Here is a 24,805-nt window from a genome sequence, read left to right as displayed (position 1 = left end):
TGGGCGCCGTCATCATCACCATGGGCAACCGTCCCGACGACCTCAAGGCGCTCCTCGAGTCGGTGGCCCGCCAGGACGGCGACCCCGTCGAGGTGGTCGTCGTCGGCCAGGGCGTGAAGGTCACCGGGATCACGGACCTGCCGATGGGCGTCCGTACGGTCGACCTTCCCGAGAACCTGGGCATCCCGGGCGGACGCAACGTCGGCATCGAGGCCTTCGGCCCCGGCGGCAGCGACGTGGACGCCCTGCTCTTCCTCGACGACGACGGGCTGCTCGAGCGCACCGACACCGCCGAGCTGTGCCGGCAGGCCTTCGCCGAGGACCCCGCGCTCGGGATCGTCAGCTTCCGCATCGCCGATCCGCAGACGGGCGAGACGCAGCGCCGCCACGTGCCCCGGCTGCGTGCCTCCGACCCGATGCGCTCCTCCCGCGTGACCACCTTCCTCGGCGGCGCCAACGCCGTCCGCACGAAGGTGTTCGAGCAGGTCGGAGTTCTGCCGGGGGAGTTCTTCTACGCCCACGAGGAGACCGATCTGGCCTGGCGGGCGCTCGACGCCGGGTGGCTGATCGACTACCGCGCGGACATGGTGCTGCTGCACCCCACGACGGCCCCCTCCCGGCACGCGGTCTACCACCGTATGGTGGCCCGCAACCGGGTGTGGCTCGCCCGCCGCAACCTGCCCGCCCCGCTGGTCCCGGTCTACGTGGGCGTCTGGCTCGTACTGACGCTCCTGCGCAGGCCCTCGGCGCCGGCGCTCAAGGCGTGGTTCGGCGGGTTCAAGGAGGGATGGACCACCTCCTGCGGTCCCCGGCGCCCCATGAAGTGGCGTACGGTCTGGCGGCTGACCCGGCTGGGCCGGCCGCCCGTCATCTAGCAGGCTCGCGTCTGAGAACATGACGCGATCACGATCCGATGCCTCAGGCCCGATGCCACTTCTGCCGCATCATGAAGACGGAAAGTTTCATCTTGTGAGTGACACAACCCAGGACGGCGCCCTCGCCACGAGCAAGCCGCCGTCCGAAGACGCGGGGCTGACCCCCGCGGAGCTCGCCAGGAAGTACGGCCTGTCCGTCAGCGGCGCGCGGCCCGGTCTGGCCGAATACGTGCGGCAGCTGTGGGACCGGCGCCACTTCATCGTGGCGTTCTCCCGCGCCAAGCTGATGGCCCAGTACAGCCAGGCGAAGCTCGGCCAGATCTGGCAGGTGGCGACCCCACTGCTGAACGCACTGGTCTACTACCTGATCTTCGGTCTGATCCTGGACGCCGGCCGCGGCATCGACAAGGACGACTACATCCCCTTCCTGGTGATCGGCGTCTTCGTCTTCACCTTCACGCAGAGCTCGCTGATGGCGGGTGTCAGAGCGATTCCGGCCAACATCGGCCTGGTCCGCGCCCTGCACTTCCCGCGCGCCTCGCTGCCGATCTCCTTCTCGCTGCAGCAGCTCCAGCAGCTGATGTTCTCGATGATCGTCGTGTTCTTCGTCGCGGTCGGCTTCGGCAACTACCCGAAGCTGTCCTGGCTGCTGGTCATCCCGGCGCTGGTCCTCCAGTTCGCCTTCAACACCGGCCTCGCGCTGATCTTCGGCCGGATGGGCTCCAAGACCCCCGACCTCGCGCAGCTCATGCCGTTCGTCACGCGCACGTGGATGTACGCCTCCGGCGTCATGTTCTCGATCAGCGAGATGCTCAAGGGCAAGCCCGAGTGGATCGCGGACGTCCTCCAGTGGAACCCCGCCGCGATCTACATGGACCTGGTCCGCTTCGCGCTCATCGACGGCTACGGCCGGGAGAACCTCCCGCCGCACGTCTGGGCTTTCGCCGTCGGCTGGGCCGTCCTGATCGGCCTCGGCGGTTTCGTGTACTTCTGGAAGGCTGAGGAGCGTTACGGCCGTGGCTGAGAACAACCGGGGGCACGTCCCCACCGTCATCGCCGACGACGTGCACATCGTCTACCGGGTCAACACCGGCAGCTCCGGCAAGGGCAGCGCCACTGCCGCGCTGAGCAAGATAGTCCGCCGGGGCAAGGGCGACTCCCCCGGCGTCCGCCGGGTCCACGCCGTACGCGGAGTCTCCTTCACCGCGTACCGGGGCGAGGCCATCGGCCTCATCGGCTCCAACGGCTCCGGCAAGTCGACGCTGCTGCGCGCCATCGCGGGTCTGCTGCCCTGCGAGGCCGGCAAGGTCTACACCGACGGCCAGCCCTCGCTGCTGGGTGTCAACGCGGCGCTCATGAACGACCTCACCGGTGAGCGCAACGTGGTCCTCGGCGGTCTCGCGATGGGCATGAGCCGCGAGCAGGTCAGGGACCGCTACCAGGGCATCGTCGACTTCTCGGGCATCAACGAGAAGGGGGACTTCATCTCCCTGCCGATGCGCACCTATTCCTCGGGCATGGCCGCGCGACTGCGCTTCTCCATCGCCGCGGCCAAGGACCACGACGTCCTGATGATCGACGAGGCGCTGGCCACCGGTGACCGGAAGTTCCAGGTGCGTTCCGAGGACCGGATCCGGGAACTCCGCAAGAGCGCCGGCACGGTATTCCTGGTGAGTCACAACAACAACTCCATCCGCGACACCTGCGACCGGGTGCTGTGGCTGGAGCGGGGCGAACTCCTGATGGACGGCCCCACCGAGGAAGTCGTCTCGGCATACGAGAAGGCGACCAGCTGACGGAACACCGCCGGGCCCCCGCCGCTTCACGCGGCGGGGGCCTCGCCATGCCGCGGGGCGCCCTGCGCGCGGGCGACATCCGGTAGCGGACCGAATACCCCTCGAGTCGCCGCGCCGTTGTACAGCGTAAGCTGGGCCGGGCCGCAATCGCGGGCAAGAGGGGACGATTCCATACAGGTGAAAGCCTGGGACACTCCGCGGAAAGCCTGGCGGCGTGTCCGAAATAGGATGTATTGGGTTTGCAGTGTAGAACGGGAGATGTGACGGCAATGGCTACGGGAATTCTCCGGCCCCCACGCACGACGGCCGTCCCCGCCGCGGGCGGCGGGCGGTGATCCCGGGGCACGGCATCAGCCCCCGGCCGCACGCGGTTCCCGAAACCTCCGGTGCTTTCGACGCCACCGGCGTCCGCGACCCCTTTTCCGCCGTCGCCGGCGCGACCCTCGCCAAAGCCCGCTCCGAGAACTTCCCCGTCGCCCCCGCCTTCCTGCCCCGCGCCTGGCGCGAGGGCCTGATGGCGGTCTACGGGTACGCCCGCCTGGTCGACGACATCGGCGACGGAGACCTCGCCCCCGGCGGCCGCGACGCGGCCCTCCTCGGCCTCGACCCCTCCGCCGCGGACGACCGGCTCGCCGTGCTCGACGCCTTCGAGGCCGACCTGAAGCGCGTGTTCGGCGGCACCGACGGCCCCCCGCGCCACCCCCTGATGCTGGCCCTGCAGCCCGTCGTACGGACCCACGGGCTCACTCCCGAGCCGTTCCTCGGACTCATCGAGGCCAACCGCCAGGACCAGCGGGTCGCGCGCTACGCCACGTACCGCGACCTCCTCGGCTACTGCGAGCTCTCCGCCAACCCGGTGGGCCGCCTCGTGCTCCAGCTCACCGGCACCGCGACCCCCGAGCGGATCCGCCGCTCCGACGCCATCTGCACGGCCCTGCAGATCGCCGAACACCTCCAGGACGTCGCCGAGGACCTCGGCCGCGACCGGATCTACCTCCCGGGCGAGGACATGCGCCGCTTCCACGTGTCCGAGGCCGACCTGGCCGCACCGTCCGCCGGAGCGTCCGTACGCTCCCTGGTCGCCTTCGAGACCGAGCGCGCGCGGGACCTCCTGGACGAGGGCACACCGCTCGTGGGCAGCGTCCACGGAAGGCTCCGGCTGCTGCTCGCGGGCTTCGTGGGAGGAGGGCGCGCCGCCCTTCGAGCCGTCACCGCCGCCGGCTTCGACGTCCTGCCCGGCCCGCCCAAGCCCACCAAGAGCGGCCTGCTCCGCGAGGTGGCCGCCGTCCTGCGCACAGCGCCGAGAAAGGGGTGAGCCCGACCGTGGAGGGCCCCACACACGCGTCCGCACCGGGCGCCCCGTCCGCACCGGTCCTGGCGGCGTACAGCTACTGCGAGGCCGTCACCGGCGCGCAGGCGCGCAACTTCGCCTACGGTATCCGGCTGCTCCCCGCCGACAAGCGGCAGGCGATGTCCGCGCTCTACGCCTTCTCCCGGCGGGTCGACGACATCGGCGACGGCACGCTTGCGCCCGAGGTCAAACTGGCCCGGCTGGAGGAGACGCGCGCGGTCCTCGGCCGGATCCGCGCCGAGGGGATCGACGAGGACGACACCGACCCGGTCGCCGTCGCCCTCACGCACGCCGCCCGCCGCTTCCCGATCCCGCTCGAAGGTCTCGACGAGCTCATCGACGGCGTCCTGATGGACGTGCGCGGCGAGACGTACGAGAGCTGGGACGAACTCAAGGTCTACTGCCGCTGCGTGGCCGGTGCCATCGGCCGCCTCTCGCTCGGCGTGTTCGGCACGGCGAACCCCGGCGCCCGCGACGAGGCACGCGCCGGCGAGTACGCCGACACCCTCGGCCTGGCGTTGCAGCTCACCAACATCCTGCGGGACGTCCGGGAGGACGCGGCCAACGGGCGCACCTACCTGCCCGCCGAGGACCTGGCCAAGTTCGGCTGCTCGGAGGGCTTCCTCGGCGACCGGATGCCGGCCGGCTCCGACTTCGCCGGGCTCGTCCACCACGAGGTCCGCCGCGCCCGCGCGCTGTTCGTCGAGGGCTACCGTCTGCTGCCCATGCTCGACCGGCGCAGCGGCGCGTGCGTCGCCGCCATGGCCGGCATCTACCGGCGGCTCCTGGACCGCATCGAGCGCGAGCCCGAGGCCGTGCTCCGCGGCCGGGTCTCGCTGCCGCCGCACGAGAAGGCGTACGTGGCCGTCCGCGGACTCTCCGGCCTCGACGCGCGGACCATCGCGCGCCAGAGTGCCCGGAGGCGGCTCTGATGGCGGCGGGCGGGCCGCCCTCGCCCGCGAACCGAACGGGAGCAACCCCGACGCCCGCGGCGGCGTCTGTCGAAGAGACGGAGGAGGACGTATGACCGCGCACCACGCCGTGGTCGTCGGCGGCGGCCTGGCCGGTGTCACCACCGCGCTGGAACTCGCCGGCGCGGGCCTGCGGGTGACCCTGCTGGAGGGCCGGCCCAGGCTCGGCGGCCTCGCCTTCTCCTTCAAGCGCGGCGACCTGACCGTGGACAACGGCCAGCACGTCTACCTGCGCTGCTGCACCGCCTACCGCTGGTTCCTCGACCGCGTCGGGGGCGCCGGCCTGGCACCCCTCCAGGACCGGCTCGACGTACCCGTCCTCGACGTCGCCCACCCCGGCGGCCCCCGGCTCGGCCGGCTGCGCCGCAGCGCCCTGCCCGTACCGCTGCACCTGGCGGGCTCCCTCGCCCGCTACCCCCACCTCTCGCTCGCCGAGCGGGCGAGCGTCGGGCGCGCCGCCCTCGCGCTGCGCCGCCTCGACCCGGCCGACCCGGCGCTCGACGGCCTGGACTTCGCGACCTGGCTCGGCCGCTACGGCCAGAGCCCGCGCACCATCGAGGCGTTGTGGGACCTCGTCGGCATCGCCACCCTCAACGCGACCGCCGCGCAGTCCTCGCTGGGCCTGGCCGCCATGGTCTTCAAGACCGGCCTGCTCTCCGAGAACGGCGCGGCCGACATCGGCTGGGCCCGCGTACCGCTCGGGGACCTGCACGACACCCTCGCCCGCAAGGCCCTCGACGCGGCCGGCGTCCGCACCGAACTGCGCACCCGGGTCACCGGCATCTCCCGTACGGCGGAAGGCGGCTGGCGGGTCGACACGGAGCGGGAGTCGCTGGAGGCCGGCACCGTCGTCCTCGCCGTCCCGCAGCGCGAAGCGCACGGGCTGCTCCCGGCCGGGGCCCTCGCCGACCCGGACAAGCTCCTGGACATCGGCACCGCGCCGATCCTCAACGTGCACGTCGTCTATGACCGCAAGGTGCTCAAGCAGCCGTTCTTCGCGGCGCTCGGCTCTCCCGTCCAGTGGGTCTTCGACCGCACCGACTCCTCCGGGCTCCCGGACGGCGGCCAGTACCTGGCCCTGTCCCAGTCGGTCGCCCACGAGGACATCGACGAGCCCGTAACGGTCCTGCGCGCCAAGTACCTGCCCGAGCTGGAGCGGCTGCTTCCCGCGGCGCGCGGCGCCAAGGTGCGGGACTTCTTCGTCACCCGGGAGCGGACCGCGACCTTCGCTCCCACGCCCGGTGTCGGGCGCCTGCGGCCGGGCACGCGGACCGACACGCCGGGGCTCTACCTCGCCGGTGCGTGGACCGCGACGGGTTGGCCCGCGACCATGGAGGGCGCCGTCCGCAGTGGACTGAGCGCGGCTCATGCCGCACTCGTCATGCTGGGCCGCCACCGCGTACACCCCTTGCAGGAGGCGGTATGACGACCACCGGCACCATCGGTACCAGCACCACCGGCAACTCGAGCACCACCGGTACCGCAGCAACACGCACCGCAGTACGTACAGGAACCAGAGGAGAGCCAGTGAACCCGGGGAATCCGGCCGTCGAGAACTCGGGCGCCAGTACGGGCCCGGCCGGCGGGGAGAAGGCGGACACGCTCGCCCTCCTGGAGCGCGGCCGCACGCTCTCGACGCCCGCGCTCCGCGCCGCCGTGGACCGGCTCGCCGCGCCCATGGACACCGTCGCCGCCTATCACTTCGGCTGGATCGACGCCCAGGGCAACGCGGCGGACGGTGACGGCGGCAAGGCCGTCCGCCCCGCCCTCGCCCTGCTCTCCGCCGAGGCCGCCGGCGCCGCGGCCGAGGTCGGCGTCCCGGGAGCCGTCGCCGTCGAGCTCGTGCACAACTTCTCGCTCCTGCACGACGACCTGATGGACGGGGACGAGCAGCGCCGCCACCGCGACACGGTGTGGAAGGTCCACGGCCCGGCCCTGGCCATCCTCGTCGGCGACGCGCTGTTCGCCCTGGCCAACGAGGTCCTGCTGGAGCTCGGCACGGTCGAGGCGGGGCGCGCCGCGCGCCGGCTGACCACCGCCAGCCGCAAGCTCATCGACGGCCAGGCGCAGGACATCTCCTACGAGCACCGCGAGAGCGTGAGCGTCGAGGAGTGCCTGGAGATGGAGGGCAACAAGACCGGCGCCCTGCTCGCCTGCGCGGTCTCCATCGGCGCCGTGCTCGGCGGCGCGGACGACCGTACGGCCGACAAGCTGGAGGAGTACGGCTACCACCTCGGCCTCGCCTTCCAGGCCGTCGACGACCTCCTCGGCATCTGGGGCGACCCGGAGTCCACCGGCAAGCAGACCTGGAGCGACCTGCGCCAGCGCAAGAAGTCGCTGCCCGTCGTCGCCGCCCTCGCGGCCGGCGGACCGGCCTGTGAGCAGCTCGCCGAACTGCTCGCCGCCGACGCCAAGAGCAACGACTTCGAGAACTTCTCCGAGGAGGAGTTCGCTGCCCGCGCGGCCCTCATCGAGGCGGCCGGCGGCCGCCAGTGGACCGCCGACGAGGCACGGCGCCAGCACGCGGTGGCGATCAAGGCCCTCGACGACGTGGACATGGACCAGCGGGTGCGCGACCAGCTCGTGGCGCTCGCCGACTTCGTCGTCGTGCGCAAGAGGTGATCGCCACTCGGTCACGCATATGAATCGCGAGTCGCCGGCCGGTACCGCCTGAAGGCGGTACCGGCCGACGGCGGACCCCAGGACAGCAGAGGACACTGCACGCAAAGGGGAAGCCATGACAGCGACGACCGACGGCGGAGCCGATGCACGCGCCGCCGACCCGGACGACAGTACGGCCGCCGGGCCGTCCGTCGTCCACGAAGCCACGGCCAGGGCCGTGCGCCACCTGCTCGACCGGCAGGACGAAGCCGGCTGGTGGAAGGGCGACCTGGAGACCAACGTCACCATGGACGCCGAGGACTTGCTGCTGCGCCAGTTCCTCGGGATCCGCGACGAGGCCACCACGTGGGCCGCCGCCCTGTTCATCCGCGGCGAGCAGAGGTCCGACGGCACCTGGGCCACCTTCCACGGAGGCCCCAGCGACCTGTCCGCCACCATCGAGGCCTACGTGGCCCTGCGCCTGGCCGGTGACGCCCCCGACGCGCCGCACATGGCCCGCGCCTCGGCGTGGATCCGCGGCCACGGGGGGATCGCCGCCGCCCGCGTCTTCACCCGCATCTGGCTCGCCCTCTTCGGCTGGTGGAAGTGGGACCACCTGCCCGAACTCCCGCCCGAACTGGTCTTCCTGCCGCACTGGGTGCCGCTGAACATCTACGACTTCGGCTGCTGGGCCCGGCAGACCATCGTCCCCCTCACCATCGTCTCCGCGCTGCGCCCGGTCCGCCCGGCCCCCTTCGCGCTGGACGAGCTGCACGCCGACCCGCGCAACCCCTACCCCGCCAAGCGGCTTGCCCCGCTGACCAGTTGGGGCGGCGCTTTCCAGCGGATGGACAAGGCCCTGCACGTCTACCGCAGGCTCGCCCCGCACCGCCTGCGCAAGGCGGCCATGGTGAGCGCCGGCCGCTGGATCGTGGAGCGGCAGGAGAACGACGGCTGCTGGGGCGGGATCCAGCCGCCCGCCGTGTACTCCGTCATCGCCCTGCACCTGCTCGGCTACGACCTCGGCCACCCGGTGATGCGGGCCGGACTGGAGTCGTTGGACCGGTTCGCGGTGTGGCGCCCGGACGGCGCCCGCATGATCGAGGCCTGCCAGTCCCCGGTGTGGGACACCTGCCTGGCAGTCATCGCACTGGCCGACGCGGGGGTGCCCTGCGACCACCCGGCCCTGGTGAGGGCCGCCGACTGGATGCTGGGCGAGGAGATCACGCGCAGCGGCGACTGGGCCGTCCGCCGGCCCGGACTGGCCCCGGGCGGCTGGGCGTTCGAGTTCCACAACGACACCTACCCCGACATCGACGACACCGCCGAGGTCGTCCTCGCACTGCGCCGCGTCGAGCACCCCGATCCGGCGCGCGTCGAGGCGGCCATCGCCCGGGGAGTGTCCTGGAACCTCGGCATGCAGTCGAAGAACGGCGCCTGGGGCGCCTTCGACGCGGACAACACCAGCCGCCTGCCCAACAAACTGCCCTTCTGCGACTTCGGCGAGGTCACCGACCCGCCCTCGGCCGACGTCACCGCCCACGTCGTGGAGATGCTCGCCGTCGAGGGGAAGGCGGGCGACGCGCGCACCCGGCGCGGCATCGCCTGGCTGCTCGCCGAACAGGAGGCGGAGGGCGGCTGGTTCGGGCGCTGGGGCACGAACTACGTCTACGGGACCGGCTCGGTGGTCCCGGCCCTGACGGCCGCCGGCCTCGCCCCCTCGCACCCCGCGATCCGGCGGGCCGTGCGCTGGCTGGAATCCGTACAGAACGAGGACGGCGGGTGGGGCGAGGACCAGCGCTCCTACAAGGACCCGTCCTGGGCCGGGAAGGGCACCTCGACCGCCTCCCAGACGGGGTGGGCGCTGATGGCGCTGCTCTCGGCGGGGGAGCGCGACGGCGACAGCGTCGAGCGGGGCATCGCGTACCTCGTCTCCACGCAGCGCGAGGACGGCGGCTGGGACGAGCCGTACTTCACCGGGACAGGCTTCCCCTGGGACTTCTCCATCAACTACCACCTGTACCGGCAGGTCTTCCCGCTCACCGCGCTCGGCCGCTACCTGTACGGCGAACCGTTCGGCCCGGAGGGCCGGCACGCGGATCCGGCCGCCGCCGGGCTCGCGGCCCCGCTGCCGGGGGAGGCCTGATGAGGTCCGGCCCCGCCGGCGTACCGCCCCCGCTGCTGGTCGCCTGCGCGCTGCGCATCGAGCGGGCGGCCCTGCGCAGTGGCCGGGGGCCCGGCGCGCCCGGGCGGTACGAGGTCCTGCGCACCGGCATGGGTCCGCGCGCGGCCGACCGCGCCGTCGGCCGGGCCCTCGGCGAGCCGGCGCTGCGCGGGGCCGCCGTCCTCGCGACGGGATTCTGCGCCGGACTGCTGCCCGGCATGAGCCCCGGCGACCTGATCGTCGCCGAGGAGACCCGGGACCCCCGCGGCACCGTCGCGTGCGCCGGCACCGACCTGCTCGCCGAGGCACTGGCCCGGGTCCTGCCCGGCCGGACCGTACACCTCGGCGCACTGACCGGTTCCGACCACGTCGTCCGGGGCCAGGAGCGCGCGCAGCTGCGCGCCACCGGCGCCATCGGGGTCGACATGGAGTCGGCGGCCACCTTGTGGACCGCGGCCCGGGGCGGGACCGTTGCCGGTGGCGCGGACCGTCCCGTTGCGGCCGTCCGGGTGATCGTGGACGCTCCGGAGCACGAGCTCGTCCGTATCGGCACTGTTCGGGGGGGAATATCGGCCTTTCGCGTATTGCGTGCCGTACTGCCCGCGTTTTATGACTGGCACCGTTCTTTGCTGCTCCCCAGGAGGTGAGCCAGATGGCAATGCCACTGCGACAGACCATCAGGGTCGGGACGTATCTTCTCGAACAGAAGCTCCGCAAGCGTGAGAAGTTCCCGCTGATCGTCGAGCTGGAACCCCTCTACGCCTGCAACCTGGCCTGCGAGGGCTGCGGCAAGATCCAGCACCCGGCCGGGGTGCTCAAGCAGCGCATGCCCGTGGCCCAGGCCGTCGGGGCCGTGCTGGAGTCCGGTGCGCCGATGGTGTCCATCGCGGGCGGCGAGCCCTTGATGCACCCGCAGATCGACGAGATCGTGCGCCAGTTGGTGGCGAGGCGCAAGTACGTCTTCCTCTGCACCAACGCGCTGCTGCTCCGCAAGAAGATCGAGAATTTCACGCCCTCCCCGTACTTCGCCTTCGCCGTGCACATCGACGGACTGCGCGAACGCCACGACGAGTCGGTGGCGAAGGAGGGCGTCTTCGACGAAGCCGTCGCGGCCATCAAGGAGGCGAAGAGGCGCGGCTTCCGGGTGACGACCAACTCCACCTTCTTCAACACGGACACCCCGCAGACCATCATCGAGGTGCTGAACTACCTCAATGACGATCTCCAGGTGGACGAGATGATGATCTCGCCGGCCTATGCCTACGAAAAGGCCCCCGACCAGGAACACTTCCTGGGAGTCGAACAGACCCGTGAACTCTTCAAGAAGGCCTTCGCGGGCGGCAACCGGCGGCGCTGGCGGCTCAACCACTCCCCGCTGTTCCTGGACTTCCTCGAGGGCAAGGCCGATTTCCCCTGCACCGCCTGGGCCATTCCGAATTACTCGCTCTTCGGCTGGCAGCGCCCCTGCTATCTGATGAGCGACGGATACGTGCCCTCGTACCGGGAATTGATCGAGGACACCGACTGGAGCAAGTACGGCCGCGGAAAGGACCCGCGCTGCGCGAACTGCATGGCGCACTGCGGGTACGAACCCACCGCCGTCCTCGCCACCATGGGGTCGCTGAAGGAGTCGCTGAGGGCGGCCCGCGAGACCGTGGGCGGAAACCGGGGCAAGTCGGCATGAGCGCGGGCCACGCGGGGGAGGGCGGCCGGGGTGGCAGGGCGAAGGGCTTCGACCTCGGCGCCCTGCTGGCCGAGCGCGGCGGCGAGCGGTACGAGCTGCACGCACGCCACCTCAACCACCAGCTGCCCCGGATGCTGCACACCATCGGCTTCGACAAGTTCTACGAGCGGGCCGAGGGAGCCCACTTCTGGGACGCGGAGGGCAACGACTACCTCGACATGCTGGCGGGGTTCGGGGTGATGGGCCTGGGCCGCCACCACCCGGTGGTCCGCCAGGCCCTGCACGACGTGCTCGACGCCCAGCTCGCCGACCTCACGCGCTTCGACTGCCAGCCGCTGCCCGGCCTGCTGGCCGAGAAGCTGCTCTCCCACAGCCCGCACCTGGACCGGGTCTTCTTCGGCAACAGCGGCACCGAGGCGGTGGAGACCGCCCTGAAGTTCGCCCGGTACGCCACCGGGCGCCCCAGGGTCCTCTACTGCGACCACGCCTTCCACGGGCTCACGGCGGGGTCGCTGTCGGTCAACGGCGAGGGCGGCTTCAGGGAGGGCTTCGCACCCCTGCTGCCCGACACCAAGATCGCGCTCGGTGATCTGGCAGCCCTAGAGCGGGAGCTGTCGAAGGGCGACGTGGCGGCCTTCGTCGTCGAGCCGGTCCAGGGCAAGGGGGTGATCGCCGCCCCGCCCGGCTTCCTCGCCGCCGCGCAGGAGCTGCTGCGCCGGCACAAGGCGCTGCTGATCGCGGACGAGGTGCAGACCGGCCTCGGGCGGACCGGCGACTTCTACGCGTACCAGCACGAGGCCGGGGTGGAACCGGACCTGGTGTGCGTGGCCAAGGCCCTCTCGGGCGGGTACGTTCCGGTCGGCGCGACCCTGGGCAAGGACTGGATCTTCAAGAAGGTCTACTCGTCCATGGACCGCGTGCTCGTCCACTCGGCGAGCTTCGGCTCGAACGCCCAGGCGATGGCGGCCGGCCTCGCGGTGCTCGGCGTCATGGAGGACGAGCAGGTGGTGGCCAACGCCCGCTCGATGGGCGATCTGCTGCGCGGCCGGCTCGCGGGGCTCGTGGACGAGTACGAGCTGCTGCACGAGGTACGGGGACGCGGGCTGATGATCGGCATCGAGTTCGGCCGGCCCTCCTCGCTGGGGCTGCGGAGCCGGTGGACCATGCTGCAGGCCGCACGCAAGGGGTTGTTCGCGCAGATGGTCGTGGTGCCGCTGCTGCAGAAGCACCGGATCCTCACACAGGTCTCCGGCGACCACCTCGAAGTCATCAAGCTGATCCCCCCGCTGATCGTGGACGAGGCGGACGTCGACCGGTTCGTGGGAGCCTTCCGCGAGGTCATGGACGAGGCGCACGGCGGCGGCGCGCTGATGTGGGACTTCGGCAGGACGCTGGTGAAGCAGGCCGTCGCCAACCGCTGAGCCGTGCGGCGGGCCGTTGGTGGAGCGGGCCGGCGGGTTCGCGGGCGGGCCGCCGGGTCGGTGATCCGGCGGCCCGCCCGCCCCCGGGATGTCAGTCCAGGAGCCGGTCGCGGAGCCGCTCCAGGGTCTGGGGCGCGAGTCCGAGGCCCTCGGCGAGGTAGCGCTCCACCCCGCCCCACTCCTCGTCGATGGTTTCGAAGGCCGCGCTCAGATACGGGGCGCGGGCGTCGAAGAGCGGGGCCAGCAGCTCGGTCACCTCGGCGGTGCGGGGCCGCGCCGCTTCGCTGCCCCGGCGGACCCGGTAGCGGTTGTGGGGGGCGTTCGACTCCAGGTAGTCGGCGACGATGGCCTCGCGCTCGACGCCCAGCGCGAGCAGGGTGACGGCGATCGACAGGCCGGCCCGGTCCTTCCCGGCCGCGCAGTGCATCAGGGCGGGAACGCTGTCGTCGGCGAGGGCGTGCACCACCCGGCTGTGTTCGGCGGTGCGGGTCTTGATGATCGTGCGGTACGAACGCGACATCCGCGCGATCCCCTTGCCGTCCCCCAGGACCTCGCGGAGCTGGGCGAGGTCCCCGTCGCGGACCATCTTCCAGAACTCCCGGCCGTCGGCCGGGTCCGACAGCGGGATGTTGACGTTCCGCACGCCGGCGAGCTCCACGTCCGGTCCCTCCAGCGCCTGGTCGGCGCCGTTGCGGAAGTCGAAGACGGTGTGCAGCCCGAGCGATTCGAGGAATGCCGCGTCGGTATCGGTGGCATGCGCGAGATGTCCGCTTCGGAACAGTCGTCCCGTCTTGACCTGCCGGCCGTCCGTGGTCGGCAATCCGCCCACGTCACGGAAGTTGCGCACGCCGGCCAGAGTCGGCTCCGCGTGGGGGGTTCCGGGTATCAGCTGGGTCACAGGGGCTCCTCCGTGTCTTCGTCGTGAGTGTCCGAATTACGCTACTTCCGGCCAACTTGCCATAGCGAGGGGCGAGATCGGACACGTCCCCGTGAGCCAGATCATACGGTGACCGTGAGTGCCTGATCACGAATGGCGAATTGCCTTGCCGGGGCGGTTGTTGCAGGTGGGGAATGGACGGAGGGTGACCGGAATTCCGGCGGCCCGTCATCTTCAAGATTCTGTTGGGGAATTCATGACTTGTTCCCTGCGCCCGGCCTCGATTACGTTCGCGATCGATCCGGACGGACCGCCTAATCCTGCCGCCGACCGGAAACCGCACTCGACTATTCACGCGCGTGGCAGGAGCGGGGGAACCAGGTAAGCCGCTGTCCCGGATCTCCGCCGAGATCTTTACAACGGGACAGCTCGGGGTGAAGCCGTCCATGTGCAGTCCGCCGGCACATGGGAGGCCGGACATCTCCAGTCCGAACCCGACAGCTCACCTCGCAGGCGCCGGAGAGGAATTCGACATGCCTGCAACGGGTAAGCACCGCCGTCCGAAGTCCCGCTCGATATCCCGCGGTTTCGCGGCCGCCGGCACCGGTGGCGCGGCCCTTGCGCTCCCGCTGCTCGGGGCCGCCGGAGCCCACGCGGCCGGCGCCCCGGCCACCGCGCCCGCCGCCGTCCCGGTCCAGGCTCCGCAGGTTCCGGCCTCGCTCCGGGCCGCGCCCGCCGCCCCGCGGGTCACCCTTACGGTCTACACGGTGGTGCCCGGGGACTACCTCTCCAAGATCGCCGAGCGCCAGCACCTCAGCGGTGGCTGGCAGCGGCTCTACGCGGACAACCGCGAGGCAGTCGGCTCCGACCCGTCGCTGATCCACCCGGGCCTCAGGCTGACGCTCGGCGCGAAGGGCGCCGGCGAGAGCGCTCCGAGCCGCGCGAAGGCTCCGGTCGAGCAGTCCTCCGCCCCCGCCGGCTCCCCGGACTCCGCCGCCGACTCCTCCGCCGATTCCGCCTCCTACTCCTCCGGGGGCGAGGCCGGCATCGAGTCCGAGGGCGACGAGGCCTCCTCCGGCGACAACGGCTCGGGCCGGGGTGTGTCCGACGAGGCCGGGGCCCCGGCGGCGCCCGCTCCCGAGGCCCCCGCCGAGCAGGAGCAGGCCGCCGCGCCCGCTCCCGAGGCCCCCGCCGAGCAGGAGCAGGCCGCCGCGCCCGCTTCCGCCGGATTCGTCGCCCCGGTCAGCGGTGGCGCCTCCACCGCGTACAAGACGGCCGGCTCCATGTGGTCCAGCGGCTACCACACCGGCGTCGACTTCTCCGCGAGCACCGGCACCACCGTCAAGGCGGTCGGGGCGGGCACCGTCGTGTCCGCCGGCTGGGGCGGCGCGTACGGCAACGAGGTCGTCATCCGGCACGCCGACGGCAAGTACAGCCAGTACGCGCACCTCTCCCAGCTCTCCGTCTCGACCGGCCAGAGCGTCACCGCCGGGCAGCGCGTCGGCCTCTCCGGTGCCACCGGCAACGTGACCGGCCCGCACCTGCACTTCGAGATCCGCACGGGGCCGTCGTACGGCTCGGACATCGATCCGCTGGCCTACCTGCGGTCGAAGGGCGTCAGCATCTGAGCCGAGCCGGCCCGCCGCCAGGCCGTCCCTTCGGATCTTGCCGAGCCGGCAAGATCCGCAAGGGACGGCCTGGTGCTGTGTCCGGGAAGGTCCACCTGCCGCGGCACGAAGCCGTCTCCTTCGGATCTTGCCGGGCCCGCGACGCCTGGCACCGCACCTGGCCGCGTTGTCGGGGCGCCCCAGTACGTACCAGTACGCGGCACGGCGCCTCCGCCTTGCCATGCACGGCACCAGACGCCGCGGGCTCGGCCGCCACGATCCGAAAGAGACGACCTAAGCTGCTCGTCCGGCCTTCGTGGACGTCGCCGTCACCGGTCCACGAGACGGGGGACGAGGCGGCCACGGAACGGGGTTCACGGCATGAGGGTCACGGCAAGGGAGCTCAACCGCTCCACGCTCGCACGGCAGTTGCTGCTCGGGCGGGAGGCGCTCGGCGTCGGCGACGGGATCCGGCGGGTGGTCGCGCTGCAGGCGCAGCAGGCCGCCTCGCCGTACCTCGCCCTGTGGAACCGGCTCGCGGACTTCGACCCGGCCGAACTCGACGCGGCTTTCAGCGGCCACGAAGTCGTCAAGTCGACTTTGATGCGGATCACCCTGCACGCCGTGCACGCCGATGACTTCCCGGCGTTCCGGGAGGCGGTGCAGCCGGGCGTGCGGGCTGCCCGGCTGGGCGGGCGGTTCACGGCGTCGGGGCTGACCGCCGAGGACGCCGACGCGCTGGTGCCGCAACTGCTGGCCTTCGCCGACCGGCCCCGTACGGCCGCGGAGTGCCAGGAGTGGCTCGGACGGCGGCTGGGCGCGCCGCCGGAGCCCGGAGCGTGGTGGGGGCTGCGGCAGTACGCGCCGCTGCTGCACGCGCCCACCGCGCCGCCGTGGTCCTTCGGCGAGCGTCCCTCCTACATCGCCTTCCCGCACGGGACGACGCGGGCGGTGCCCGCGGACCCGGAGGCCTCCGAGGAGTCCCTGCGGACACTCGTCGTGCGCTACCTGGAGGGTTTCGGTCCGGCGTCGGTGGCGGACGTGGCGCAGTTCTCGATGGTCCAGCGGGCCAGGGTGAGGAAGGCGCTCCGGGAGGCCGGGCTCCGCGGCGCCGTCCAGCGGCTGGAAGGCCCGGACGGCCAGGAGCTGTTCGACGTTCCCGGCGCGCCCCTGCCGGACGGCGACACGCCGGCGCCGCCCCGGCTGATGGCCATGTGGGACAGCGTCCTGCTCGCCTACTCCGACCGCGCCCGGATCGTCCCGCCGCAGTACCGCAGGCTCGTCACCCGGGTGAACGGCGACACGCTGGCGGCCCTGCTGGTCGACGGGTACGTGGCCGGAGTGTGGCGCCCGGCGCGCGGGGGTGTGGAGGCGACGGCCTTCCACCCGCTGCCCGAGCCGGTCTGGGAGGCGCTCGCCGCCGAGGCCCGGTCGCTGACGGCCTTCCTCGCCGGTCGCGACCCGGAGGTCTACCGCCGGTACGGCCACTGGTGGGGCAAGCTGCCGAGCGCCGAGACCCGGCTACTCGTATGACCCCGGCGGGGCGGCGACCGGAGGGGGGTCGCCGCCCCTTCCGGCGCCGGTCCTTTATTCCTCGTCTGACGGGTGGTGAAGATCACGGTACGTAAGTCCGTGGCTACGGTCGCGTAGGTGGTCGCCCGGGGTGAAAGATGTGGTCCCGTGGCAGCGACGACGACGACACTCAAGACCATCGGCTCGTACGCGGCGATCGGGGACAGCTTCACCGAGGGCGTTGGGGACCCGGGACCCGGGGAAACGTTTCTTGGATGGGCGGACCGGCTGGCCGTACTCCTCGCCGATCAGCGCGACGAGCACGACTTCCGGTACGCGAACCTGGCGGTGCGCGGCCGCCTCCTGGACCAGATCGTGGCCGAGCAGGTCCCCCGGGCCAAGGAGCTCGCACCGGACCTGGTGACTTTCTGCGCGGGCGGAAACGACATCATCCGGCCCGGCAGCGACCCGGACGCCGTGGCCGAACGGTACGAGGCGGCCGTGCGCGACCTCACCGGAGCGGTCGGCCTGGTCGTCATCACCACCGGCTTCGACACGCGGGACGTGCCCGTCCTCAAGCACATCCGGGGCAAGATCGCGACCTTCAGCGCGCACGTCCACTCCATCGCCGACCGGTACGGCTGCCCGGTGCTCGACCTGTGGTCGCTGAAGTCCGTACAGGACCGGCGGGCCTGGGACGCCGACCGGCTGCACCTCTCGCCCGAGGGCCACACCCGGGTCGCGCTGCGCGCCGCGCAGGTGCTCGGCCTGGAGGTGCCCGCCGACCCCGACCAGCCCTGGCCGCCGCTGCGGCCGCGCGGGTCGGTGGACGTGACCCGCGACAACATCCAGTGGGCGCGCGAGTACCTGGTGCCCTGGATCGGACGGCGGCTGCGCGGGGAGTCCTCCGGTGACCACGTCGAGGCGAAGCGGCCGGACCTGCTGCCGCTGTAGAAGCGGACGGGGGCGCCCGGGCGCGAGGGGCGGGACGGGGGAGCGGGCGGGGCGGCACCGGGGGCGCGGAACACGATCCTCCGGGAACCGGGAACGGAACCCTTCGCGGACGCGTAGCGGAATCCTTCGGGAGTGCTGCGCGTTGGGAAGGTGGTAAGCCATGAGAACACCCTGCCCGCACCCCACCCAGGAGGCGCCTTGACCGGCTCCCGTCCCTTGCGTCCACGGCTGCGCGCCCTGCGGCCCGAAGCCTTCGGCGCGGATCCGTCCGGTGCCCGGCTGGAGCGGATCCGGCGCTCGCCGAACTTCGCCGACGGCGTGTTCCAGAATCCGGTGGGGGCCCGCACCAGGCCTTCCGGGTCGATGGCGGAGTTCGCCAAGATCTACTTCCACAAGGAGCAGCGGCTCCGGCGCAACCCCGGCGCCCCCATCCCGGTCTACCCGACGACGCTCGCCGAGCTGGCGAAGCCTCCGGCCGGCGGACTGCGGCTGACCTGGATGGGGCACTCCAGCGTGCTCGTCGAGATCGACGGACGACGGGTGCTCTTCGACCCGGTCTGGGGCGAGCGGTGCTCCCCCTTCCCCTTCGCCGGGCCCAAGCGGCTGCACCGCGTCCCGGTGCCGCTCGCCTCGCTGGGCGAGGTCGACGTCGTGGTGATCTCGCACGACCACTACGACCACCTCGACCTGCCGACCATCAAGGAGCTGGCGGGCACGGACACGGTCTTCGCCGTGCCGCTCGGCGTCGGCGCGCACCTGGAGCGCTGGGGCGTCCCGGCGGACCGGCTGCGCGAGCTCGACTGGAACGAGACCACCAAGGTCGCCGGCCTCTCCCTCACGGCCACCCCGGCCCGTCACTTCTGCGGCCGCGGCCTGCGCAACCAGCAGTTCACCCTCTGGGCTTCCTGGGTCGTCGCGGGGGACGAGCACCGGGTCTTCCACAGCGGGGACACGGGGTACTTCCCCGGGTTCGAGGAGATCGGCGCGGAGCACGGGCCCTTCGACGCGACGATGATCCAGATCGGGGCGTACAGCGAGTACTGGCCCGACATCCACATGACCCCGGAGGAGGGCATGCGCGCCCACCTCGACCTCCAGGGCGGCACCCCGCACGGCACGATGCTGCCGATCCACTGGGGAACCTTCAACCTGGCTCCGCACCCGTGGGACGAGCCCGGCGAGGGCACGGTCGCCGCGGCCGAGGGGGCCGGGGCGGCGATCGCGCTGCCGATTCCGGGCCAGCCGTTCGAGCCGGGTGCGGCAGACGCCCCGAGCTCGCCCTGGTGGCGGCCGTTCGTGGCCGGTGGCACGGGCGTGCGTGCGGCGGTGGCGCCGGACGCCGCGGGCGGTGCGGCCGGGCCGGTCGGCGCGGCAGGCCGCGCGCGGGGCGAGACGCGCGAGGAGCCGGAGGCGGTCGGTTCGTAGCGGGCTGCCGCCGGGTGACGTGCCGCCCACGGCGCCCGGCGGGGCCGACGGGGAGCACGGGGCGCCGGGGACGGGTGGTGAGCGACCCGGGCTGTGCGGGCGTGCGCGCTCCCGGCGCATTCGGGCTCGCGTGCGAGCGCTCCACCGGGAGGGGGAAGCACCCGGGCGAAGTTCCCCAACTGGCCGTCCCGGGCGGGAGCGAGCGGTCTAGCGTGGGTATCCGGTGATCAACACCGGATCCCGGGACGCCCGGGGGCCGGGCCCCACTGACCGAGGACGCCGATGTCCGGACTCCGCGCCGCCCGCCACTCCCCGTCGAGACACGCCGTCACCGGTCCCAGCCGGCAGATACGCCCCCAGCTGGTCCGTGCCGCCGTACTGCCCACCCTCGCCGCCGGGCTCAGCGGCGCCGCAGCGGTGATCTTCACGCTCCAGCTCGGCGGCGGCGCGGGCGCCCGGGACGTCCGGCTGTGGCCGGTGCTCGCCGGATGCGCCCTGCTCGTCGTAGGAGCGCTCGCGGCGGCCCTGCTCGGGGCCCAGCGCGCCGCCAAGACCGTCCGCGACCGCTGCGAGTCGCTGCGCCGCTCCAGCGTGCGCGGCCGCCAGGAGCTGCTCACCGCCGCCGACCGGCTGGAGCGCGGCGAGCCGTCCGCCCTCCCGGTGCGCGCCGGACCGGCCGGGCCGGCCTCCGGCTCGGACGGGGGAGTGGACGAGTTCTGGCTGCTCGCCCAGGAGTTGCGCGGAGCCCGCGAACAGGCCCACGCGACCCTGGTCCGCCTCGGGGGTCCCGTCGCGCCCTCCGACAGCGACCGCAAGGTCGAGGTCTTCGTCAACCTCGCCCGCCGCCTCCAGTCCCTCGTGCACCGGGAGATCTCGCTGCTCGACGACCTGGAGGACGCGGTCGAGGACCCGGACCTGCTCAAGGAGCTCTTCCACGTCGACCACCTCGCCACCCGGATCCGCCGGCACGCCGAGAACCTCGCCGTCCTCGGCGGCGCCGCCTCGCGCCGCCAGTGGACCCGGCCCATCGACCTGAGCGAGGTACTGCGCTCCTCCGTCGCGGAGGTCGAGCAGTACACCCGGGTCAAGGTGGTGCCCCCGGCGGGCGGCACGGTGCGCGGCCACGCCGTCGCCGACGTCGTGCACCTGCTGGCCGAACTCGTCGAGAACGCCACGGTGTTCTCCGCCCCCGACACCGACGTCGTGGTGCGCGCGGAGCGGGTCACGGCCGGGATCGCGGTCGAGGTGGAGGACCGGGGCCTCGGCATGCCGTCCGAGGAAGCCCGCCGGATGAACGCCCTGCTCGGCGACCCCGACCAGATCAGCGTCCGGAACCTGCTGGCGGACGGGCGGATCGGCCTGTTCGTCGTCTCGGCGCTGGCCCGACGGCACGGGATCGCCGTCGAGCTGAAGTCCAACATCTACGGTGGCGTGCTCGCCGTGCTCGTCCTGCCGCAGGAGCTGTTGGGGGCCGAAGCGCCGGGTGCGGCCGATGCCCTGGGCGGCTCCAGGGCCACCTCGTGGGGCACGGGTGAGGGGGCGGGCGCGCCGCCTCTGGAGCCGGTGCGCGTGAGCCCGCCCGGGGCGTCCTCCTGCGCTCCACCGGCCGTGCCGGGATGGGCCGTCGGCGTCCCGGCCGCCGCGCCCCGTACGGAACCGGACGCCGGGGAAGCGGCGGAAGCCGCGGCGGGGCCGGTGACCGCGTTCGGGCCGGTGCCGGTGCCGGTGCCGGTGCCGGTGCCCGTGACCGCGCCGGAGTCCGGGGCCGGGCCGCTGCCGGGGGGTGCGCCCCTGGCCGCGCCCGTGACCGCGCCCGTGACCGTGAGCGTGCCGGCCGCCCGGGCCGGCGAGGAGCGGCCGTCGCTGCCCCGGCGCAGCGCCCAGCAGCACGTCGCCCGCCAGCTGCGCGAGGCACCCGTACCCCGGCCGGCCGGGGACGCGCGCGCGGATCAGCCCGTGCACGATCCCGGCCTGATGGCCGCCTTCCAACGGGGCTTCGGCCTCGCCCAGTCGGAGCACCAGACGTGACCCCGGCCTCTCACCCGAAAGCGAAGGAGCGCATCCCCATGGGCGGCGAAGTGGCGACCACGACCAGTCGGCTCTCGGACCTCGACTGGCTGCTCGGCGGCCTGGTCCAGCGGGTGCCGTACACGCGCAGCGCGGTGCTGCTGACCTCCGACGGCCTCGTCTCGTGCGTCCACGGGCTCGACGCGGACAGCGCCGACCACCTGGCCGCGCTCGCCTCCGGGCTGTACTCGCTGGGGCGCAGCGCCGGGTCCCGGTTCGCGGACGGCGCGGAGGTGCGCCAAGTGGTGGTCGAGCTCGACACGGCCCTCGTCTTCGTGTCGGCGGCCGGATCGGGCACCTGCCTCGCGGTGCTCGCGGACCGGGAGGCCGACGCGGGCGTTCTCGGATACGAGATGGCGATGCTGGTCAAGAGCGTGCGCCCGTACCTGGCTGCTCCGCCGAGGCGGCCCGCCGCCGACGCGGAGCGATGAGGGCCCGGGCGAGGGGGGCAACGGCACCGGGGGCGCCGCGTGACACGCCGTGGCTGGACGGTTCGGCGGGCCGCGTGACGCGCCCGTACACGGCGAGCGGTGGTCGTACCCGGCCCGCCGTCGCGCTCGACCTGCTGTCGCTGGTGACGGCCACCGGCGTCCGACCGCGCGGACCGCTGGGCGCCGAGCACGCCCTCGCGCTGCGACTGTGCGCCGGCGCGGCGGCGGTCACCGTCGCCGAGGTGGCTGGACAGCTTCGACTGCCCGCCGTGGTGGTCAAGGTGCTCCTGTCCGACTTGATGGAACACGGGGCGGTGACGGTGCGGGCCCCGCGCTTCCCGAGTCCGGCCGCCGGCGCGTTCGCAGATGACGACCGGTCCCTTCTCCTGGCGGTGCTCGATGGCCTGCGCAAGAGGCTCTGAGGCCCCCGGCCACGGGGCCCCCGCGACCTTGAAGATCCTGGTCGCGGGCGGTTTCGGGGCGGGCAAGACCACCTTCGTGGGCGCGGTGAGCGAGATCGAACCGCTGAGCACGGAGGAGCTGCTGAGCGGACTGAGCGAGGCCGCCGACCCGCTGGACGGCGTCGAGTCGAAGACGTCCACGACCGTGGCGCTGGACTTCGGCCGCATCACGCTCGACGAGCGGCACGTGCTCTACCTCTTCGGCACGCCCGGCCAGGAGCGCTTCTGGTTCCTGTGGGAGGAGTTGTGCGCGGGAGCGCTGGGGGCGGTGGTACTCGCCGACACGCGCCGCCTCGCCGACTGCTTCCCCGCCGTGGACTTCTTCGAGCGGCGCGGGATCGGCTTCGTCGTCGCCGTCAACGAGTTCGACGGCGGGCACCGCTACGCGGCCGACGAGGTGCGGGAAGCGGTGGGGCTCGCGCCGGAGGTGCCCGTCGTACGGTGCGACGCGCGGCTGCCGAGCTCCGGCACGGGCGCACTGGCCGCCCTCGTCCACCACCTGCTGTCGACGGCGGAGCCCCCGCCGCGCGCGACATCGTGAAGTACTCGGAGTTGAAGTGCTCGGAGTAACGGAATTCGTCGGAAACGGGATGCGGGGGAGACGCCATGACCTACTTCGAATCGACCGGGCACCTGCTGCTCACACCAGTGGACCGGGAGGCCCCCGCACGCGTGGTGCGACTGCGTGAGCTGGGGCTGGGGGAGCGGGCGGACGGAGAGCTCGACGCCTTCGCGCGACGGGTGGCGGACGCGCTGGGCGCGCCCTACGCCGGGGTCAACTTCATCGGCGAGGAACGTCAGTTCTTCGCCGGCCTGCACCACGCGCCCGGCGCGCCGGCGAGCGGCTACCCGGCACGGGTGCTCGCCCGCGACCACGGCTACTGCCCGCACGTGGTGGCCCGGCGGCGGGCGCTGGTCCTGGAGGACGTACGGGACTTCGCGCGCTTCGCGGGCAATGCCGTCGTGGACGAGAGCGGCGTGCGCTCCTACGCGGGCGCGCCGGTGACCGACCGGCGCGGGATCGTCCTGGGCACGGTGTGCGCGGTGGACGTGACGCCCAGACGGTGGGGGCTGGACGGGCTGGCGGCGGTGAAGGCGCTGGCGGCCGAGCTGGTGGAGCTGGTGCACGAGCGGGAGGACCGCCGCGGGTGAGCGGTCCCGCCGCCCGGGCCGTCGGCCCGGGCGGCCCGGGCGGTTGTCAGTGGCCGGGTTTACGGTCGGAGACGAGGGACACCGGTATCCGGAGAGGAGTCGCGGGGATGGCCACGACAGCGCAGGACGTCAGAACGATCGCACTGTCGCTTCCGGACAGCTGCGAGAAGCCCGCCTGGGGCATGCCGACCTTCCGGGTGGGCGGGAAGAACGGGAAGACCGGGAAGATCTTCGTCGCGCTCGCCGACGACGACACGTCGATCGGCGTGAAGTGCCCGAGGGAGGAGCGGGCGGAGCTGATCGCGGCGGAGCCGGAGAAGTTCTTCATACGACCGGGCCACGACGACAACTACGCGTGGCTGCGCGTGCGGCTGGCGGCGGTGCGGGACGCGGCTGAGCTGCGCTCGATCCTGACCGACTCCTGGCTCCAGGCGGCACCCAAACGCCTCGCCGCGGCCCACCCGGAACTGGGCGGCTGAGGGCGCGGCCGTACGAGGCGGCTCGGCCGGGGTGCCGAGCCGGCCCGGGCTCCGGTGTCAGGCGCGGAGGTGGGCGGCGATCCGGGTGTGCAACGACGCCGGGTCCAGGCCGTGGGCGGCCGTGTGCTCCTCGATCGTTCCGTAGCGCCGCAGCTCGGCGCGGCCGACGCCGAGCCCGAGCACCCGGTGGGGCACCTCGACGAGCGCTTCGCCCGCGGCCGCCGCGGAGGTCCCGGCGAGGTAGGGCTCGACCAGGACCACGTCGGCAGCGGCGCGCCCGACGGCGGAGCGGAGCGCCTCGTCGTCCAGGGGCCGCACGGTCGGGGCGTACAGGACGGTCACGTCCATGCCCCGCGTCGCGGCGAGGACGTTGTCGAGCAGCGGGCCGACGGCGACGACGACGCCCGCGCGGCCCTCCCGAACGGTCTGGAAGCCGAGGCCGGTGACGGGCCGGGCCCGCGCGTTCGACTGAGCGGAGAGCCGGACGTAGACCTTGTCGTCCCCGGCGGCGTAGGCGTGGCGCAACAGCGCCTCGGCCTCGTCCGGGTGGCCCGGGACGTGGACGGTCCAGCCGTCCAGGGTGTCCAGCAGGGCCACGTCACCCGGAGCCATATGGGTGAAGCCGCCGGCCGGCCAGTCGTAACTGGCGCTCGCGCTGACGAGGACCCCGCCCGTGCCCTGGTGCCCGAAGTCGAGCTTGACCTGCTCGAAGGGCCGCTCCACGAGGAAGCTGGCAAAGGTGTGCACGACGGGCCGCAGTCCGGTGAGAGCCAGCCCGCCGCCCACACCGATCAGCAGCTGCTCACGGATGCCGACGTTGACCACTCGGTCCGGGTGGCGCTCCTGGGCGGGGCGAAAGCCGTCCATGGTGATCTCGGCGAGCACGAGGGCCAGCCGGGGATCCTCGTCGAGTGCGTCCGATGTGACTGATATGAACCGTTCGCGCATGGTGTCCATGTCTCCCCCTGATCTCGCTG

At 72.8% G+C, this 24,805-nt stretch carries 23 protein-coding genes and 1 riboswitch; of the genes, 21 read left to right on the top strand and 2 right to left on the bottom strand.

What is annotated here, in order from left to right; all coding sequences use genetic code 11:
* The first annotated feature begins 20 nt into the window (after nt 1-20).
* The 11 genes from ACFWBY_RS22255 to ACFWBY_RS22205 all read left to right on the top strand — a co-directional run bounded on the left by ACFWBY_RS22255 (nt 21) and on the right by ACFWBY_RS22205 (nt 12,863).
* Nucleotides 21-875 (top strand): glycosyltransferase, encoded by an 855-nt coding sequence (locus ACFWBY_RS22255; RefSeq protein WP_385340787.1) that lies wholly within the window; start codon nt 21-23, stop codon nt 873-875.
* Between the two features lie 94 nt (nt 876-969).
* Nucleotides 970-1,899: an ABC transporter permease gene (locus ACFWBY_RS22250; RefSeq protein ID WP_385340764.1), complete on the top strand. Its 930-nt coding sequence runs from the start codon at nt 970-972 to the stop codon at nt 1,897-1,899.
* Nucleotides 1,892-2,671, top strand: a complete 780-nt coding sequence (locus ACFWBY_RS22245; RefSeq protein WP_385340765.1) for an ABC transporter ATP-binding protein — start codon at nt 1,892-1,894, stop codon at nt 2,669-2,671. Before ACFWBY_RS22250 ends, ACFWBY_RS22245 begins: the two co-directional genes overlap by 8 nt.
* 331 nt (nt 2,672-3,002) lie before the next feature.
* On the top strand, nt 3,003-3,986 hold the full coding sequence (hpnC, locus tag ACFWBY_RS22240) for a squalene synthase HpnC (RefSeq protein WP_385340767.1): 984 nt from the start codon (nt 3,003-3,005) through the stop codon (nt 3,984-3,986).
* The gene (hpnD, locus tag ACFWBY_RS22235) at nt 3,983-4,954 is read left to right on the top strand and encodes a presqualene diphosphate synthase HpnD (RefSeq protein WP_385340769.1); all 972 of its coding nucleotides are present in this window, start codon (nt 3,983-3,985) and stop codon (nt 4,952-4,954) included. The genes hpnC and hpnD overlap by 4 nt, the downstream gene beginning before the upstream one ends.
* Before the next feature lie 91 nt (nt 4,955-5,045).
* The gene (gene hpnE / locus ACFWBY_RS22230; RefSeq protein ID WP_385340770.1) at nt 5,046-6,419 is read left to right on the top strand and encodes a hydroxysqualene dehydroxylase HpnE; all 1,374 of its coding nucleotides are present in this window, start codon (nt 5,046-5,048) and stop codon (nt 6,417-6,419) included.
* Between the two features lie 101 nt (nt 6,420-6,520).
* Entirely contained in the window at nt 6,521-7,615 is a 1,095-nt protein-coding gene (locus tag ACFWBY_RS22225; protein WP_385340772.1) for a polyprenyl synthetase family protein, read from the top strand.
* Nucleotides 7,616-7,730: 115 nt separating this feature from the next.
* Nucleotides 7,731-9,740 carry a squalene--hopene cyclase gene (gene shc / locus ACFWBY_RS22220; RefSeq protein ID WP_385340774.1) on the top strand — a complete coding sequence of 670 codons (2,010 nt, stop codon included), beginning with the start codon at nt 7,731-7,733 and terminating at the stop codon, nt 9,738-9,740.
* Nucleotides 9,740-10,405: a 1-hydroxy-2-methyl-2-butenyl 4-diphosphate reductase gene (locus ACFWBY_RS22215; RefSeq protein WP_385340775.1), complete on the top strand. Its 666-nt coding sequence runs from the start codon at nt 9,740-9,742 to the stop codon at nt 10,403-10,405. The genes shc and ACFWBY_RS22215 overlap by 1 nt, the downstream gene beginning before the upstream one ends.
* A gap of 5 nt (nt 10,406-10,410) precedes the next feature.
* Entirely contained in the window at nt 10,411-11,442 is a 1,032-nt protein-coding gene (gene hpnH / locus ACFWBY_RS22210; protein WP_385340777.1) for an adenosyl-hopene transferase HpnH, read from the top strand.
* The gene (locus ACFWBY_RS22205; protein ID WP_385340779.1) at nt 11,439-12,863 is read left to right on the top strand and encodes an aspartate aminotransferase family protein; all 1,425 of its coding nucleotides are present in this window, start codon (nt 11,439-11,441) and stop codon (nt 12,861-12,863) included. Before hpnH ends, ACFWBY_RS22205 begins: the two co-directional genes overlap by 4 nt.
* Before the next feature lie 91 nt (nt 12,864-12,954).
* Here the strand turns inward: ACFWBY_RS22205 and ACFWBY_RS22200 are convergent, their stop codons facing one another.
* Nucleotides 12,955-13,761 carry a tyrosine-protein phosphatase gene (locus ACFWBY_RS22200; protein WP_385333473.1) on the bottom strand — a complete coding sequence of 269 codons (807 nt, stop codon included), beginning with the start codon at nt 13,759-13,761 and terminating at the stop codon, nt 12,955-12,957.
* 313 nt (nt 13,762-14,074) lie between these two features.
* Nucleotides 14,075-14,269: riboswitch (cyclic di-AMP (ydaO/yuaA leader) on the top strand.
* Between the two features lie 4 nt (nt 14,270-14,273).
* On the opposite strand from ACFWBY_RS22200, the gene ACFWBY_RS22195 reads away from it, so the two are divergent.
* The 10 genes from ACFWBY_RS22195 (at nt 14,274) to ACFWBY_RS22150 (ending at nt 23,828) form a co-directional block, all read left to right on the top strand.
* Nucleotides 14,274-15,368 (top strand): peptidoglycan DD-metalloendopeptidase family protein, encoded by a 1,095-nt coding sequence (locus ACFWBY_RS22195; RefSeq protein ID WP_385333476.1) that lies wholly within the window; start codon nt 14,274-14,276, stop codon nt 15,366-15,368.
* 360 nt (nt 15,369-15,728) lie between these two features.
* Entirely contained in the window at nt 15,729-16,880 is a 1,152-nt protein-coding gene (locus ACFWBY_RS22190) for a winged helix DNA-binding domain-containing protein (RefSeq protein ID WP_385333479.1), read from the top strand.
* A 147-nt stretch (nt 16,881-17,027) separates the two neighbouring features.
* Complete coding sequence (locus tag ACFWBY_RS22185) at nt 17,028-17,813, top strand: SGNH/GDSL hydrolase family protein (RefSeq protein ID WP_385333482.1); 786 nt, start codon at nt 17,028-17,030, stop codon at nt 17,811-17,813.
* Between the two features lie 198 nt (nt 17,814-18,011).
* Nucleotides 18,012-19,238: an MBL fold metallo-hydrolase gene (locus ACFWBY_RS22180; RefSeq protein ID WP_385333485.1), complete on the top strand. Its 1,227-nt coding sequence runs from the start codon at nt 18,012-18,014 to the stop codon at nt 19,236-19,238.
* A gap of 282 nt (nt 19,239-19,520) precedes the next feature.
* Nucleotides 19,521-21,266, top strand: a complete 1,746-nt coding sequence (locus ACFWBY_RS22175) for an ATP-binding protein (RefSeq protein WP_385333488.1) — start codon at nt 19,521-19,523, stop codon at nt 21,264-21,266.
* A gap of 38 nt (nt 21,267-21,304) precedes the next feature.
* Entirely contained in the window at nt 21,305-21,736 is a 432-nt protein-coding gene (locus ACFWBY_RS22170) for a roadblock/LC7 domain-containing protein (protein WP_385333490.1), read from the top strand.
* A complete protein-coding gene (locus tag ACFWBY_RS22165; RefSeq protein WP_385333493.1) occupies nt 21,733-22,158 on the top strand; it encodes a DUF742 domain-containing protein in 426 nt (141 codons plus the stop codon). The genes ACFWBY_RS22170 and ACFWBY_RS22165 overlap by 4 nt, the downstream gene beginning before the upstream one ends.
* On the top strand, nt 22,136-22,738 hold the full coding sequence (locus ACFWBY_RS22160) for an ATP/GTP-binding protein (protein WP_385333495.1): 603 nt from the start codon (nt 22,136-22,138) through the stop codon (nt 22,736-22,738). The genes ACFWBY_RS22165 and ACFWBY_RS22160 overlap by 23 nt, the downstream gene beginning before the upstream one ends.
* A gap of 65 nt (nt 22,739-22,803) precedes the next feature.
* A complete protein-coding gene (locus tag ACFWBY_RS22155; protein ID WP_385333497.1) occupies nt 22,804-23,349 on the top strand; it encodes a GAF domain-containing protein in 546 nt (181 codons plus the stop codon).
* Nucleotides 23,350-23,456: 107 nt separating this feature from the next.
* A complete protein-coding gene (locus ACFWBY_RS22150; protein WP_385333500.1) occupies nt 23,457-23,828 on the top strand; it encodes an MmcQ/YjbR family DNA-binding protein in 372 nt (123 codons plus the stop codon).
* A 57-nt stretch (nt 23,829-23,885) separates the two neighbouring features.
* Here the strand turns inward: ACFWBY_RS22150 and ACFWBY_RS22145 are convergent, their stop codons facing one another.
* Nucleotides 23,886-24,785 carry a transketolase family protein gene (locus tag ACFWBY_RS22145; RefSeq protein WP_385333502.1) on the bottom strand — a complete coding sequence of 300 codons (900 nt, stop codon included), beginning with the start codon at nt 24,783-24,785 and terminating at the stop codon, nt 23,886-23,888.
* Nucleotides 24,786-24,805 lie beyond the last annotated feature (20 nt).

Origin of the sequence: Streptomyces sp. NPDC060049 (assembly GCF_042736715.1) — a bacterium.
Taxonomy (GTDB): Bacteria; Actinomycetota; Actinomycetes; order Streptomycetales; family Streptomycetaceae; genus Streptomyces.
The sequence above is the reverse complement of the archived record's forward strand: the minus strand, read 5'-3'. Positions and strand labels throughout refer to the sequence as shown.

Excerpts from the sequence above, each read along its gene's own strand:
- ACFWBY_RS22170 (WP_385333490.1), top strand. The coding sequence starts at position 21,305 with ATGGGCGGCGAAGTGGCGACCACGACCAGTCGGCTCTCGGACCTCGAC.
- ACFWBY_RS22255 (WP_385340787.1), top strand. The coding sequence starts at position 21 with ATGGGCAACCGTCCCGACGACCTCAAGGCGCTCCTCGAGTCGGTGGCC.
- ACFWBY_RS22190 (WP_385333479.1), top strand. The coding sequence starts at position 15,729 with ATGAGGGTCACGGCAAGGGAGCTCAACCGCTCCACGCTCGCACGGCAG.
- ACFWBY_RS22215 (WP_385340775.1), top strand. The coding sequence starts at position 9,740 with ATGAGGTCCGGCCCCGCCGGCGTACCGCCCCCGCTGCTGGTCGCCTGC.
- ACFWBY_RS22205 (WP_385340779.1), top strand. The coding sequence starts at position 11,439 with ATGAGCGCGGGCCACGCGGGGGAGGGCGGCCGGGGTGGCAGGGCGAAG.
- hpnH (WP_385340777.1), top strand. The coding sequence starts at position 10,411 with ATGGCAATGCCACTGCGACAGACCATCAGGGTCGGGACGTATCTTCTC.
- ACFWBY_RS22195 (WP_385333476.1), top strand. The coding sequence starts at position 14,274 with ATGCCTGCAACGGGTAAGCACCGCCGTCCGAAGTCCCGCTCGATATCC.
- shc (WP_385340774.1), top strand. The coding sequence starts at position 7,731 with ATGACAGCGACGACCGACGGCGGAGCCGATGCACGCGCCGCCGACCCG.
- hpnE (WP_385340770.1), top strand. The coding sequence starts at position 5,046 with ATGACCGCGCACCACGCCGTGGTCGTCGGCGGCGGCCTGGCCGGTGTC.
- ACFWBY_RS22155 (WP_385333497.1), top strand. The coding sequence starts at position 22,804 with ATGACCTACTTCGAATCGACCGGGCACCTGCTGCTCACACCAGTGGAC.
- ACFWBY_RS22175 (WP_385333488.1), top strand. The coding sequence starts at position 19,521 with ATGTCCGGACTCCGCGCCGCCCGCCACTCCCCGTCGAGACACGCCGTC.
- ACFWBY_RS22145 (WP_385333502.1), bottom strand. The coding sequence starts at position 24,785 with ATGGACACCATGCGCGAACGGTTCATATCAGTCACATCGGACGCACTC.
- ACFWBY_RS22160 (WP_385333495.1), top strand. The coding sequence starts at position 22,136 with ATGGCCTGCGCAAGAGGCTCTGAGGCCCCCGGCCACGGGGCCCCCGCG.
- ACFWBY_RS22165 (WP_385333493.1), top strand. The coding sequence starts at position 21,733 with ATGAGGGCCCGGGCGAGGGGGGCAACGGCACCGGGGGCGCCGCGTGAC.
- ACFWBY_RS22150 (WP_385333500.1), top strand. The coding sequence starts at position 23,457 with ATGGCCACGACAGCGCAGGACGTCAGAACGATCGCACTGTCGCTTCCG.